Here is a 14,197-nt window from a genome sequence, read left to right as displayed (position 1 = left end):
CCCGCGAATTGCTGGCCGCCGCCGAATCCCGCCGCAACAACGAGCCGCGGCGCGACCGTGACCGTGGCGACCGCCGCCGCCGTCGCGACGACGATGACGACGACGTTCAGGTGATTGGTTTCGGCGACCATATGCCGGCCTTCATGCTGCGCTCCGCCCGTCCGCGTCCGACCAGCGAAGCGTCGATCGACTCGTCGCAGGAGGGCTGAGCCGGTGCAGACCATCTTCGTCATGGTCAAATGCGATCTCGGCCGGGCCTATGAGGTCGCCGACCAGGCTGTCCAGCTGATTGAGCAGGTCTCAGAGGTGCATTCCATCTCCGGACAGTATGATCTGCTGATGAAGTGCTATCTGAAACAGGACGATGACATCGGCCGCTTCGTCACCGAACATGTGCAGACTTTGGCGGGCGTGCGCGACACCTTTACACTGATAGCGTACAAAGCGTTTGCATAGGCGATGCTGGTGTTCTGAAAGAAAAAGGCCGGGCAAATTGCTCGGCCTTTTTCGTTGTCCTTTCTTATTTTTCCGGTCGGCACCCCGGACCCACCTCCGGATCGTTGACGAAGCTCCCGTCGTCCACCTGCTTGTCCGTGCCATAATCCGGATTCGTTCCCGCCATCAGCGCCGCCAGACGATGGGCGGTCGCCACATGCGCTTCGCGTTCGACCGCGCGGTAATGGTCGATCACCTGTTCGCCGACCGCGGTCAGCACCGTTCCGCCACCGTGTTTGCCGCCGACCGCCGCACTCACCACCGGTTCGCGGAAAATGCGGTTCAGATCGTCGACGAGCAGCCATGCCCGCCGGTACGACATGCCCAGCGCCCGTCCGGCGGCGGAGATGGAACCGGTGTCGCGGATCCGTTCCAGCAGCGCGATCTTGCCGGGACCGATGGAGCCGCCGCTCTCGAAGTCGATGCGGATCCGCATCCGGGTCATTGCCGTCTCTCCGTTCAGCGCTCGGCGGTTTCCAGTCCGTCGCCGCTCCAGGCGCCGGTGCGGAAGAAGTCGTCGATCCGCTCGCACCAGGGATCGATGTCCAGCCCGGTCGCCGTCAGCCAATCCCGATTGAAGTAGGTCCCCATATAGCGGTCGCCGGGATCGCAGATCAACGTGGCGACGCTGCCCTTCCTGCCCTCGCGCATCATTCCTGCGATCAGCTCGATGGCCCCCACCAGATTGGTGCCGGTGGAACCGCCGCAGGCGCGGCCCAGCCGGTCGCGCAGCACCCAGACGGCGGCGATGCTGGCGGCGTCGGGAACGCGGATCATGCGGTCGATGACCGTCGGTTGGAAGGACGGTTCCACCGTCGGCCGCCCGATGCCCTCGATGCCCGACCCGCGGCCGACGCTGGCCTTCGGGTCGTCGTCGCGGAAGCCATCGAAGAAGGCCGAATGTTCGGGGTCGGCCACACAGACCCGGGTCGGCAGCCGGCGATAGCGCACATAGCGCCCGAAGGTGGCCGATGTGCCACCGGTACCGGCACCACAGACGATCCAGTCCGGCACCGGATGCGGTTCCTGCGCCAACTGCTCGAAGATCGACTGGGCGATGTTGTTGTTGCCACGCCAGTCGGTGGCGCGCTCGGCATAGGTGAACTGGTCCATGAAATGGCCGTCGCAGTCACGGGCCAGCTTTTGCGCTTCGGCGCAGACCTCCGACGCGCGCTCCACCATATGGCAGCGCCCGCCATAGAACTCGATCTGCGCGATCTTTGCCGGCGAGGTGTTGCGCGGCACCACGGCGACGAAGGGCAGGTCCAGCAGCTGCGCGAAGTAAGCCTCCGACACCGCGGTGGATCCCGACGACGCCTCGATGACCGTCGTGCCTTCGCGCACCCAGCCATTGCAGATGGCATAGAGGAAAAGCGACCGTGCCAGCCGGTGCTTCAGGCTTCCGGTGGGATGGGTCGATTCATCCTTCAGATACAGGGTGATGCCTTGCGCCGCCGGGATCGGCAGCCGGAGCAGATGGGTGTCGGCCGAGCGATTCACGTCCGCCTCGATCCGGCGCAACGCCTCGTCGAGCCAGCCCCGGCGGGCAACGGTGGGGGAGGATGGGGCGGGGAGGGTGGCGGTCATGGGATCCTGTCGGACGGTTCGTTGGCCGCATCCATAGCGCGGAATTTTACCGATTGCATCCGGTAGAATATCCCTCTCTTCCGCTGCGGACGGCAAGCCCTGACGAATGCGGGCAGCGAATGCCGAAAGCCCTCCGACAGCGGGGCGGCGCAATTGCTCTTGTGCCGCATTGTCGGTTCCCAGGCGTGTGAGCATCGCCGTTCCCCGGGTTACGCCGGAGAACGAAGTCTGGCAGGATGCGGCACCATGACTCTGATCGCATATCCGCTCTCGGGCGTGCTGCCCGACATCCGCCCGGCCCGTCCGACCCGCGACTGGATCGACGCGCTGCCGGAGCAGTACGGGTACCGCTGCCTGCCGCTCAACATCGCCAGCATGCATGGGTGGGAGGTCTGCTGCCCGGTGCGGGTGACGGCGGTGTGGGATGGAGGCACAGGGCTGGAGGCCATCACCGTCACCGCGGAAGAGCGGCATCCCCTGCTGCCCGCGAGCCATTTCGGCAGCGGCGTGCTGACCTTCCATGTCGCCGCGCTGTTCCGCACGCCGCCGGGAGTCAATCTGATGGTCACCGGTCCGCTCAACCACCCAAAGCACGGCATTCTTGGCCTGTCGGGGATCATCGAGACCGATTGGTCGCCTTATCCATTCACCATGAACTGGAAATTCACCGCGCCGGGCGTACCGGTGACGTGGGAGAAGGGGGAACCCTTCGCCCATCTGATGCCGATCCAACGCGGTCTGGTGGAAAGCCTGACGCCGGAAGTCCGCGATCTGGACAGCGATCCGGACACGGCGGCGCAATATCGCGCCTGGGCAGCGTCGCGCAGCCAGTTCAACAGCGATCTGCAGACGCCGGGGAGTACTGCCGCGCAGGAACGCTGGCAGAAGGGCTATTACCGCGGCAAGAGGCCGGACGGAAGCGACGGCCCGCCCGACCATGAAATCAAGGTGCGGGCAAAGCCGTTTCCAAGCAGTTAGATCGGATCGGGCAAAATCGGAGTCGATTTGACGCGTGATTCCGATCGTCAAATATAAAGCTACAACGTGTCCTGAATGCTGCGGACGAACTCCGGCAGGCCGACCTGCCGGCGGCGGCGCAGCCTTTCGGCATGCAGGATCGACTCGACCGCTGCGATGCTCTCGCCCACGTCGCTGTTGACGATGACGTAGTCGTATTCCGGCCAATGGCTGATCTCGTTCGAGGCCTTCGCCATGCGGTTGGCGATGACCTCCTCCGAATCCTGCCCGCGGCCGCGCAGGCGCCGCTCCAGCTCGCCGACCGATGGGGGCAGGACGAAGACGCTGACCAGATCGTCGCGGGCATTCTGCGCCAACTGCTGCGCACCCTGCCAGTCGATGGCGAACAGCACGTCGCGTCCGGCGCCCAGTGCATCTTCGACCGCCAGCCGCGGTGTGCCGTAGCAGTTGCCGAAAACGCGGGCATGTTCCAGCAGGTCGCCGGTTTCGGCCATGCGGTCGAAACGCTGCTGGTCGATGAAGTAATAATCCAGCCCTTCGGCCTCGCCGGGGCGCATCGGACGGGTGGTCACCGACACTGACATGGTGATGCCGGGATCGCGCTCCAGCAGACCGCGGGCGATGGTGGTCTTGCCGGCCCCCGAGGGGGACGACAGCACCAGCATCAGGCCGCGCCGGTGGATCGGGGAGGTGGTGGTCGCAGCCATGGCGCTCACTCGCTGTTGGCGGTCATTCAATGCCGGGTCGTACGGCGACGATCGTCATTCGATGTTCTGGACCTGTTCGCGCAGCTGCTCGATCGAGGCTTTCAGCGACAGGCCGATGCGGGTCAGTTCGACATCCGCCGATTTGGAGCAGAGCGTGTTGGCCTCGCGGTTGAACTCCTGACACAGGAAATCGAACCGGCGGCCGATGGCGCCACCCTCCGCCATCATGTCGCGGGCTGCTTGGATGTGGGCGCGCAGGCGGTCCAGTTCCTCCCGCACGTCAGCCTTGCCGATCAGGATCGCCGCCTCCTGGGCCACCCGGTCTTCCGACAGGGCGGGGAAGGATCCGAGGATCGCGGCGACCTGGGCGCGCAGCTTTTCGCGCAATGCGTCCGGCTGGGTCGAGGCACAAGCTGCGGCGGCATCCACCAGCCGGGCGATCTCGTCCAGATGGCCGTTCAGCACCTCTGCGATGCGCGCACCCTCGGCCAGGCGGTTGACCACCAGCTGGTCGATCAGCTTGGTCAAATCGCCCTTCAGCGCCGACTCGACCCGTTCACGCGCTTCGGTCTCATCCTCTTCCACCGGTTCGATGATGCCGCGGACGGGCAGAAGCGAATCGAGCCGCGGCGGAGCCGCGCCCTCCCCCTCAATTTCGCGTGCGATCTTCAGGACCTGGGCCAGAAGCTCGCGGTTGATGCGCAGTTGCGAGACCGCATGCGTGCGGTTGACGGTCAGCGTCAGGTTGACGTTGCCGCGGGCCAGCCTTTTCGGTACATCGGCGCGGGCAGCCGCCTCGATGCTGTCGAAGCCTGACGGCAGGCGGCAGCGCAGATCCAGGCTGCGGCCATTGACGCTCTTGGCCTCGAAGGTCCAGGAATAGCCGTCGCCGTGCCCGTCGACGCGCGCGAAACCGGTCATGCTGGCAATGACGGGGCGATGGGCTGGCAAAGGTGGCCTCATGTGAAAAGCGGTGTCGATTCGTGTCGTGCTTATAGACTCGACATCACCCCACAACAAGCTTCGGCGCCATGCAGAGGTCGACGGACGGGATGGAAACCTCATGAAGCAACCGCGGTCCATCGTCATCACCGGCGCCTCCAGCGGCATCGGCGAGGCCCTGGCGCTCCTTTATGCCGGCCCTGGAACGGTGCTCGCCCTGACCGGTCGCGACTCTGCAAGGCTGGAAGCGGTTGCGGAGCGTTGCCGCGCCGCCGGTGCCCGGGTCGACGCAGCGGCAATCGATGTCGCGGATCGCGGCGCCATGGCGGAGTGGCTGGCCCGCGTCGATGCCGAAACGCCCGTCGATCTGCTGATCGCCAATGCCGGCATGTCGGCCGGCACCGGCGATGGCAGCGAGACGGAGGAACAGGCCCGTCGTATCCTGGCAGTGAATGTCGACGGCGTTTTGAACAGCATCCATCCGCTGATTCCGGCGATGCGGGCCCGGCGGCAGGGACAGATCGCCATCATGGCCTCCCTTGCCGGCTTCCGTGGCCTTCCCGGTGCACCGGCCTATTGTGCCAGCAAGGCGATGGTCCGGGTTTATGGCGAGTCGTTGCGCGGCGATCTGGCCGGGGAGGGAATCGGGGTTTCGGTGATTTGTCCTGGATTCGTCAAAAGCCGGATGACCGCCGTCAACCGCTTCCCCATGCCCTTCCTGATGGAAACGGATGCCGCTGCCCGTGTCATCCGCCGCGGACTGGAGCGCAACGCCGCGCGAATTGCCTTCCCCTGGCCGATGATGGCCGCAGTCTGGTTGCTGGCGCTGCTTCCACCGTCCTGGACCGACGGGGTGCTGCGGCGGGCGCCGCGCAAGGCGTGAACGGGTCCGTCAATCCACCTTCGCGTGGGCGATGGCCTCGCGGACGCTGACGCCCTTGCGCATGATATTGTCCACCGCGCGGCCCTGGACCAGATTGATCCCCATCTTATGGGCATAGACCAGGCTGGTCACGCTGTCGCAGCGCGCCAGGATAAACTTGCAGCGGTCCTGCTCGGCGATCCGGTCGCGAAAGTATTTCTCGAACGACGGGTCCATTTCCAGCATGTCGTTGGACCAGAAAATCTTGGCGTAATCAGCGTTCAGATATTCCAGATCGAAATTCGTAACCCAGAAGGGATTCAGGCCATCCACCGCGATCTGGTAGCGGCGGTCCTGGGCGAATTCCACCACCTCGTTGAACAGGGACAGATTCTCGATCAGATCGCCTTTCGACACCTCAAGCACCACCTGCCCGCGGAAATCGATCGGCAGGCGTTCGTCGAACTTGACGAAGCCGGTCGAGATGACGGTGGAAAGGTTGATGTTGATGCCGATCCGCCGGCCGCGCATGAAGCTCAGCCCATGGTTCAGCGCCCGCAGCACCGACTGGTCGAGATTGGCGGTGAAGTAGTTGAACAGCCACTTGTTGGCGGTGATGTCGTAATCGGGGCAGAGACGTTCCTGCAACAGCTTGATGGAGATGTAGAGTTCGTAATATTCCATCTCCGCATCGCCGCTGCCGATGTTGGCGATGCCCTGGTTGAACAGGAATGGCGACAGGTCGAACATCTGCATGGAGCGTTCGAGCTTGCCCAGTTCCTCCAGCGTGATCGGTGGCTTGGTCTCGGTGACGTGTTGCCCGGTCTCGTTCGCCTGCAATTCCTCGATGAAACGGATGACGTTGATGAAGTTCAACGCCAGTTCCATGATCGAGTAGAGCGAATATTCCTTATAGGGGTTCGGACCGGTCAAGGTGGTCTTCGACAGGAAGACCTGCTCCACCGTCTGGCAGACGTCGGTGACGCCGGTCAGCTTCAACCCCTTGTAGAGGATGATGACGTCGCCGTTGGAGATGTTGAAGGACTGGAGGTAGGAGGCCTTGTTCGCAAGTTCCTGGATGATGGAGCGCACCATCATCTGGCTGGTCGGGTCGCGGTCCTTCAAAAGCGACAGGTGCATATGGATCAGCCGCATGCCCTGCAGTTCGTTCTTTGCCGACCGCAGCAGATTGAGCAGCTTGTCGTTGTCGAACTCCGGCTTCTGATCCTTGGCGGCGGCGACGGCGGCCTGCTTTTCCGTGGTGGAAAGCCGGACACGGTCCCGTCCAATGGGTGGTCTGCCGCCAAACCTGCTCATACCTTGTTCACTCCCACAACAAGCGTCACGCCTGCCAACCACCCGTATCATCGGCCGCTCGTTGTTCGGCAGCCTTTCTTGTTCCTGTCCGGGGGCCTGCGCTGGGTCCCCGGTTCGTACATCGGTTCGTACATCGGCACGCTGCAATCAGGCTGGCAATGTCCGGTCAGACGGATGCTGCGATTCCGAACCAATCTTAGCGGTAACTTTCTTTAAAAAGCACTTAAGGCTAAAGTCCGGATGCAGGAGACCTCCGGACGCCAGCCAAAGGCGCCGCAGTCATCGAAGCGACGCCATCCGAAAAGGTCAAGTTTCCGATTCGGGCGAGGTTGCGGACGGGCGGGGTTCGCCAGCAGGCACGATGCGGACGCGACGATCTATGACCGCAAGTCCGATCTTTCCATGCTTCAAGGCAAGTGCATCATTGCCGAACAGTTCGCGCCGCCATCCCTGCATCGCCGGAATGTCTGCAAGATCGTCGGCGGCCAGCGCTTCCAGATCGGCCGAAGACGCCACCAGCTTCGCCGCGACATTGTTCTCGTCGCACTTCATCTTCAGCAGAACGCGCAGCAGCTCGACGATGGGTTGCAGTCCCGGCGGCGGTTCCTCGCGCGGCTCGACGCGGGGCAGGTCACTGTCCGGCAGGTCCAGCCCCGTCTGCACGGCAGCCAGCACGTCGGCTCCCTGGCGCCCTTCGGCGAAACCGCGGCCCAGCCCGCGGGTGCGGGCGAGGTCGTCGACGGTCGTCGGCGCATGGGCGGCGATCTCCAGCAGCGCCTCGTCGCGCAGCACGCGGGACCGCGGCTGGTCACGGCGCTGGGCCTCGCGCTCGCGCCAGGCCGCCAGTTCCTTCAGGATCGCCATGAAGCGCGGCTTGTTGGTCCGTACCTTCAGCCGGAGGTAGGAGCTTTCCGGATCGACCTGATAGGTGTGCGGGTCGGTCAGGATCGCCATCTCCTCTTCCAGCCAGTGCGAGCGGCCGGAGCGGGCGAGGCGGCGCTTCAGCTTCTCGTAGGCCGGGCGCAGGTGGATCACGTCGGACAGGGCGTAGGTCAGTTGGCGGTCGGTCAGTGGCCGGTGGGACCAGTCGGTGAAGCGGCTGGACTTGTCGATGCGCGCACCGGCCAGCTTGGTCACCAGCGTCTCGTAGCCGACGCTTTCGCCAAAGCCGCAGACCATTGCCGCAACCTGGGTGTCGAACAGCGGGTGCGGGATCCGTCCGGACAGATGCCAGAAGATCTCGACATCCTGACGGGCGGCATGGAACACCTTCAGCACCGACGGGTCGCTCATCAGCGCGAACAGCGGCGCCAGGTCGATGCCGTCGGCCAGCGGGTCGATGGCGACCGCGCCGTCGGGCCCGCCGATCTGGACGAGACACAGTTGCGGCCAATAGGTCTTTTCCCGCAGGAACTCGGTGTCGACCGTGATGTATTCAGCCCCCGCCAGCGACTGACAGAAGGCTTGAAGGGCGTCGGTTGTCGTGATGAGCGTCATGGTTGCTTCATACACGAGCGAAGGGACGCGTGAAAGTCCGGCGACGCGCGAATCCGCTCGGCGTTCGGAAAGGGCAGGGGGGACGGCGGGGCCGACCAGAATTTTCCCCCACGCTTAACCGGTGGCGCCGGTGCTGGTATCCTTCGGCTGCGCGGGCGTCCCGGCGGGGGATGGAACAGGTGGACAGGGTGGCCCAGGATGTTTCATGCCGTTCCAAACGTTCCATCCGCACCGCAGTCCTGACTGCCGCGCCGATTGCGGCCGTGCAGCGCTTCGCCCATCGCGGCTTGACTTTCGCGCGCGTCCGGTGTGGTGTGTCGAACCGCTTTTTTCCGCCGGAATCCGCCCTTTTCAAGGTGTTTCGACCCATGCACCCCTACCGCACGCACACCTGCGGCCAGCTTCGTGAAGAGAATGCCGGTGAAACCGTCCGCCTGTCTGGCTGGATGAACCGGAAGCGCGACCATGGACAGCTGCTGTTCATCGACCTGCGCGACCATTACGGCCTGACGCAGTGCGTGGTCGATACCTCCAACCCGGCCTTCGAGGTCGCGAACCGGCTGAAGCTGGAATCGGTGATCACCGTCACCGGCAAGGTGGTGAAGCGCACGGCGGAGACCATCAACGACAAGCTGCCCACCGGCCGCATCGAGCTGCAGATCGCCGAACTGGCCGTCGAAGGCGAGGCCGAGCAGATTCCGCTGCAGGTCAACCAGGACACCGATGCCGGCGAGGACGTGCGCCTGCGCTATCGTTTCCTCGACCTGCGCCGCGAGCGCATCCACGAGAACATCATGCTGCGCTCGCGCGTGATCGCCTCGGCGCGCCGCCGCATGATCGACCAGGGCTTCACCGAATTCCAGACGCCGATCCTCACCGCCTCATCGCCGGAGGGCGCGCGCGACTATCTGGTGCCCAGCCGCAACCATCCCGGCAAGTTCTATGCCCTGCCGCAGGCGCCGCAGCAGTTCAAGCAGCTGCTGATGGTCGCCGGCTTCGATCGCTACTTCCAGATCGCCCCCTGCTTCCGCGACGAGGACGCCCGCGCCGACCGCAGCCCGGGCGAGTTCTACCAGCTAGATTTCGAGATGTCCTTCGTCACCCAGGAAGACGTCTTCTCCGCCATCGAGCCGGTCCTGCACGGCATCTTCGACGAGTTCGGCGGCTTCCGCCGCGACTCGAAGCCGGCCATCGACGGACTGCCGTTCCGTCGTATTTCCTACGCCGAGTCGATGCTGAAGTACGGCAACGACAAGCCGGACCTGCGCAACCCGCTGGTCATCACCGACGTGACCGAGGTCTTCAAGCGCGACGACGTGGAATTCCGCGCCTTCAAGCAGACCTTGGAGAAGGGCGGCGTCGTCCGCGCCATCCGCGCCCCGAAGGTCTCCGATCGCCCGCGCAGCTTCTTCGACAAGCTGAACGACTGGGCCCGCGGTCTCGGCGCCCCCGGCCTCGGCTACATCGTCATGGAAGCCGCCGGCGGCAAGGGTCCGATCGCCAAGTTCGTGCCGGAGGCCGCCCAGGCCGCCCTGCGCGAGCTGGCCGGCCTTGAGGACGGCGACGCGATCTTCTTCGTCTGTGACCAGCCCGGCCCGGCGGCCAAGCTGGCCGGTCTCGCCCGCACCCGCATCGGCGAGGAACTGGACCTGATCGAGAAGAATGCCTTCCGCTTCTGCTGGATCGTCGATTTCCCGATGTACGAGCTGGACGAGGAGACCAACAAGGTCATCTTCAGCCATAACCCCTTCTCCATGCCCCAGGGCGGCCTGAAGGCTCTGGAGACGATGAACCCGCTCGACATCAAGGCCTACCAGTACGACATCGTCTGCAACGGCGTGGAGCTGTCGTCCGGCGCCATCCGCAACCATCTGCCGGAAGTGATGTACAAGGCCTTCGAGATCGCCGGCTATCCGCCGGAGGAGCTGGAAGCCCGATTCGGCGGCATGCTGAGCGCGTTCAAGCTGGGCGCCCCGCCGCACGGCGGTTCGGCTCCGGGCATCGACCGCATCGTCATGCTGCTGGCCGACGAGCCGAACATCCGCGAAGTCATCGCCTTCCCGCTGAACCAGCGGGCCGAGGATCTGCTGATGCAGGCGCCGGCGCCGGTCGACACCGCCCGCCTGCGGGAACTGCATCTGAAGCTGGACCTGCCGAAGCCGAAGGTCGCCGCGCCCTCGGCGCCGCAGGCTTAAAGGTCTCGCGGCCGGTCTTTTGCGAATTGGTGAAAAGGCCATCCGGATGCAGGTCCGGGTGGCCTTTTTCCTTGTCAACATGCGCGTGTGGGGCTATGTAAGCGCCGTCGTCAAAACCTCACGCGGGCTGGCGGACCCTCGGCTTTACTCCGATGGCCCGATCCGGTGTCTTGGGCCATGGACTCCATGCGCACTCGACAATGCCCGCGGCGGAGCAACCGGAAAAAGGGATTTTTTCCACATGACCATGCCCACCTTCACCATGCGCCAGCTGCTGGAAGCCGGTGTCCACTTCGGTCACCACACCCGCCGCTGGAACCCGAAGATGAACCAGTACATCTTCGGCGTCCGCAATGGCGTTCACATCATCGACCTCGAACAGACCGTTCCGATGCTGCACCGCGCCCTGCAGGCCGTGCGCGACGTCGTCGCCGGCGGTGGCCGCGTCCTGTTCGTCGGCACCAAGCGCCAGGCCCAGGAGCGCGTTGCCGAGGCTGCCGCCAAGTGCGGCCAGTACTACGTCAACCACCGCTGGCTCGGCGGCATGCTGACCAACTGGAAGACCATCTCCCAGTCGATCAAGCGCCTGCGCGAGATGGAAGAGCGTCTGTCGGGCGACACCTCGGGTCTGACCAAGCGCGAAGTGCTGGAACTGACCCGCGAGCGCGACAAGCTGGAACGTGCGCTGGGCGGCATCAAGGAGATGGGCGGCCTGCCGGACGTCATCTTCATCATCGACACCAACAAAGAGTCGATCGCGGTCAAGGAAGCCAACAAGCTGGGCATTCCGGTCATCGCGGTCCTCGACAGCAACTCCGATCCGGACGGCGTGGCCTTCCCGATCCCCGGCAACGACGACGCGCTGCGCGCCATCGAGCTGTACTGCGACCTGACGGTCGGCGCCGTGCTTGACGGCCTGCAGGCCGAGATGAGCGCCGCCGGCATCGACGTCGGCGCCGCCGAGGACACTCCGGCCGAGCAGCTGCCGGAGGAAGAGACCGCCGAGACCGCCCAGGCCTGACCCTGACGGTTCAAGGGCAGCCGGGCCTTATGACCTATGGCCCGGCTGCCTTTTTTATGGGCTGCCTTTTTGATGGGTTGCCACCCGTTTTGACTTTGTGACTCAATCCGATCCGCCAGCCGGATCGCTTGGAAGGAAGAGGGCCCGGCATGGCCGAGATTACCGCCTCGCTCGCTCAAGGAACTGCGCGAGAAGACCGGCGCGGGCATGATGGATTGCAAGAAGGCGCTGAACGAGACGCAGGGCGACCTCGAGGGCGCCGTCCACTGGCTGCACAAAAGGGCCTCGCTGCCGCCGCCAAGAAGTCGGGCCGCATCGCCGCCGAGGGTCTGGTCGCCGTCTCCACCGCCGGCACCAAGGGTGCCGTCGTCCAGGTGAACGCCGAGACCGACTTCGTCGCCCGCAACGACAAGTTCCAGGCTTTCGCAGCCAAGGCCGCCGAACTGGCCCTGGCCACCGGTGGCGATGTCTAGGCCCTGAAGGCCGCTGCGTATCCGGGCACCTCGCACACCGCCCAGGACGAGCTGACCAGCCTGATCGCCACCGTCGGCGAGAACATGAACCTGCGCCGCAGCGTCACCCTGTCGGTTTCCGCCGGTGTGGTCGTCATCTACGTCCATTCGGCCATCGCGCCGGGCCTGGGCAAGATCGGTGTTCTGGTCGCCCTCGAGTCGACCGGCGACGCCGGCAAGCTGGCCGATCTCGGCAAGCAGATCGCCATGCACATCGCCGCCGCCCGTCCGGACGCGCTGGACATCGCCGATGTCGACAGCTCGTCGCTGGAGCGTGAGCGCAACGTGCTGGCCGAGCAGGCCCGCGCTTCGGGCAAGCCGGAGAACATCATCGAGAAGATGGTCGAAGGCCGCGTCCGCAAGTACTACGAGGAAGTCTGCCTGCTGGAGCAGACCTATGTGATCGACGGTGAGACCAAGGTCCGCAAGGTGGTGGAGAACGCCGCCAAGGACATCGGCGCTCCGGTCAAGGTCACGGCCTTCACCCGCTTCGCGCTGGGCGAGGGCATCGAGAAGGCCCAGTCGGACTTCGCCGCCGAAGTCGCCGCCGCCGCCGGCGGTCAGGGCTGAGACCGCTAAGGTCGAACGCTCAAGATCCGTACGCCGCAGTCTGAAACAACAAGGGAGCGTTCCCCCCATGGTCGAAGCCACCGGGACCACCGCGCCGGCCGAGGGCGTCCGCTACAAGCGCGTCCTCCTCAAGGTGTCGGGCGAGGCGCTGATGGGTCAGCGCGACTATGGTCTGGACCCGGAGATGGTGAACCGCATCGCCAGCGAGGTGAAGGCGGTCATTGCGCTCGGTGTCCAGGTCTGTCTGGTGATCGGCGGGGGGAACATCTTCCGGGGTGTGAAGGGTGCGGCCAGCGGTATGGAGCGTGCCTCGGCCGACTATATCGGCATGCTTGCCACCGTGATGAACGCGCTCTCGATGCAGAGCGCGCTCGAACGGATGGGCGTCAGTACGCGGGTGCAGTCGGCCATTCCCATGTCGACGGTTTGCGAGCCCTATATCCGGCGCCGCGCCGTCCGCCACATGGAAAAGGGCCGGGTCGTGATTTTCGCCGCCGGCACCGGCAACCCCTTCTTCACCACCGACACCGCCGCGGCGCTGCGCGCTTCCGAGATGGGTTGTGACGGTCTGCTGAAGGGGACGCAGGTCGACGGCGTCTATACCGCCGATCCGAAGAAGGAACCGTCGGCCCAGCGTTACGAACGCCTCACCTACATGGATGTCCTGACCAAGGAACTGCAGGTGATGGACGCGTCGGCGATCGCGCTGTCGCGCGAGAACCACATTCCCATTCTGGTCTTCTCGATCCACACGCCCGGCGCCTTCGCCGAAGTGATGCAGGGCCGTGGCAAGCACACCATCATAACGGAAGAAAGGGAGTAGGCCCGTGGCTGCGCCCGACCTATCGGATCTGAAGCGCCGCATGGAAGGCGCGCTTGACTCATTTCGCAAGGAACTGGGCGGTCTGCGCACCGGACGCGCCTCGTCCAACCTGCTCGAACCGGTGATGGTGGAGGCCTATGGCAGCCGCATGCACCTGCGCGAGGTTGCGACGGTTTCCGTGCCCGAGCCGCGTCTGATCTCGGTTCAGGTGTGGGACCGTGGGATGACCAAGGCGGTTGAGAAGGCCATCCGCGACAGCGGCCTCGGCCTGAACCCGCAGGCCGAGGGTCAGGTCATCCGCGTGCCGCTGCCCGACCTGACGCAGGAGCGCCGCGCCGAACTGGCGAAGGTCGCCCACAAATACGCCGAGCAGGCGCGCGTCGCGGTCCGCAACATCCGCCGCGATGGCATGGACGGTCTGAAGAAGGCCGAGAAGGCCAGCGAGATCACCCAGGACGAGCACAAGGTCCAGTCGGACAAGGTGCAGACCCTGACCGACCAGTACATCAAGATGGTCGACGACTCGCTTGCGCAAAAAGAAAAGGAAATCATGCAGGTCTGATCCGGAATGCGCGACGCGGACGACAACCGGGTCCACACGGCCCCTGCGCACGTCGCCATCATCATGGATGGCAACGGGCGTTTGGGCAAGGCGCGCGGCTTGCCGCGCACCGCCGGTCACAAGAAGGGC

General features: G+C 64.9%; 13 protein-coding genes and 3 pseudogenes. 10 read left to right on the top strand and 6 right to left on the bottom strand.

The window, feature by feature from the left end; genetic code table 11:
- Both I71_RS11195 and I71_RS11190 read left to right on the top strand, forming a co-directional pair.
- Window positions 1–209, top strand: a pseudogene (locus I71_RS11195) (DNA helicase); the annotation flags it as partial.
- Between the two features lie 4 nt (window positions 210–213).
- A complete protein-coding gene (locus I71_RS11190; protein ID WP_042694936.1) occupies window positions 214–456 on the top strand; it encodes an Lrp/AsnC ligand binding domain-containing protein in 243 nt (80 codons plus the stop codon).
- A 64-nt stretch (window positions 457–520) separates the two neighbouring features.
- On the opposite strand, the gene I71_RS11185 is transcribed toward I71_RS11190, so the two are convergent.
- Together I71_RS11185 and I71_RS11180 are read right to left on the bottom strand one after the other, a co-directional pair.
- Entirely contained in the window at window positions 521–940 is a 420-nt protein-coding gene (locus I71_RS11185; RefSeq protein ID WP_042694935.1) for a winged helix-turn-helix domain-containing protein, read from the bottom strand.
- Window positions 941–954: 14 nt separating this feature from the next.
- On the bottom strand, window positions 955–2,082 hold the full coding sequence (locus I71_RS11180; protein WP_042694934.1) for a PLP-dependent cysteine synthase family protein: 1,128 nt from the start codon (window positions 2,080–2,082) through the stop codon (window positions 955–957).
- A 246-nt stretch (window positions 2,083–2,328) separates the two neighbouring features.
- Here I71_RS11180 and I71_RS11175 point away from each other — a divergent pair, with 246 nt between their 5' ends.
- Entirely contained in the window at window positions 2,329–3,060 is a 732-nt protein-coding gene (locus I71_RS11175) for a DUF6065 family protein (RefSeq protein WP_042694933.1), read from the top strand.
- Between the two features lie 59 nt (window positions 3,061–3,119).
- Here I71_RS11175 and gmk read toward each other — a convergent pair whose 3' ends face one another.
- The gene (gene gmk, locus I71_RS11170; RefSeq protein ID WP_042694932.1) at window positions 3,120–3,767 is read right to left on the bottom strand and encodes a guanylate kinase; all 648 of its coding nucleotides are present in this window, start codon (window positions 3,765–3,767) and stop codon (window positions 3,120–3,122) included.
- A gap of 54 nt (window positions 3,768–3,821) precedes the next feature.
- Window positions 3,822–4,688, bottom strand: a complete 867-nt coding sequence (locus I71_RS11165; protein ID WP_083897095.1) for a YicC/YloC family endoribonuclease — start codon at window positions 4,686–4,688, stop codon at window positions 3,822–3,824.
- 142 nt (window positions 4,689–4,830) lie between these two features.
- On the opposite strand from I71_RS11165, the gene I71_RS11160 reads away from it, so the two are divergent.
- Entirely contained in the window at window positions 4,831–5,592 is a 762-nt protein-coding gene (locus tag I71_RS11160; protein WP_042694930.1) for an SDR family oxidoreductase, read from the top strand.
- A 9-nt stretch (window positions 5,593–5,601) separates the two neighbouring features.
- Here the strand turns inward: I71_RS11160 and I71_RS11155 are convergent, their stop codons facing one another.
- Entirely contained in the window at window positions 5,602–6,888 is a 1,287-nt protein-coding gene (locus tag I71_RS11155; protein ID WP_042694928.1) for a hypothetical protein, read from the bottom strand.
- 306 nt (window positions 6,889–7,194) lie between these two features.
- Window positions 7,195–8,385 (bottom strand): ribonuclease D, encoded by a 1,191-nt coding sequence (gene rnd, locus I71_RS11150; RefSeq protein ID WP_042694926.1) that lies wholly within the window; start codon window positions 8,383–8,385, stop codon window positions 7,195–7,197.
- Window positions 8,386–8,753: 368 nt separating this feature from the next.
- Here rnd and aspS point away from each other — a divergent pair, with 368 nt between their 5' ends.
- The 6 genes and pseudogenes from aspS to I71_RS39650 form a co-directional block, all read left to right on the top strand.
- Window positions 8,754–10,580 (top strand): aspartate--tRNA ligase, encoded by a 1,827-nt coding sequence (gene aspS, locus I71_RS11145; protein WP_042694939.1) that lies wholly within the window; start codon window positions 8,754–8,756, stop codon window positions 10,578–10,580.
- Window positions 10,581–10,821: 241 nt separating this feature from the next.
- Window positions 10,822–11,601 carry a 30S ribosomal protein S2 gene (rpsB, locus tag I71_RS11140; RefSeq protein ID WP_042694925.1) on the top strand — a complete coding sequence of 260 codons (780 nt, stop codon included), beginning with the start codon at window positions 10,822–10,824 and terminating at the stop codon, window positions 11,599–11,601.
- Window positions 11,602–11,750: 149 nt separating this feature from the next.
- Window positions 11,751–12,683, top strand: a pseudogene (tsf, locus tag I71_RS11135) (translation elongation factor Ts).
- A gap of 67 nt (window positions 12,684–12,750) precedes the next feature.
- A complete protein-coding gene (gene pyrH, locus I71_RS11130; protein WP_042694923.1) occupies window positions 12,751–13,506 on the top strand; it encodes a UMP kinase in 756 nt (251 codons plus the stop codon).
- Between the two features lie 40 nt (window positions 13,507–13,546).
- Window positions 13,547–14,068 carry a ribosome recycling factor gene (gene frr, locus I71_RS11125; protein ID WP_042694938.1) on the top strand — a complete coding sequence of 174 codons (522 nt, stop codon included), beginning with the start codon at window positions 13,547–13,549 and terminating at the stop codon, window positions 14,066–14,068.
- 6 nt (window positions 14,069–14,074) lie between these two features.
- Window positions 14,075–14,197 (top strand): annotated as a pseudogene (locus I71_RS39650) (isoprenyl transferase); the annotation flags it as partial.

It is taken from the genome of Azospirillum sp. B506 (assembly GCF_000333595.1).
Lineage (GTDB): Bacteria > Pseudomonadota > Alphaproteobacteria > Azospirillales > Azospirillaceae > Azospirillum.
This window is presented reverse-complemented; position numbering and strand designations above follow the sequence as displayed.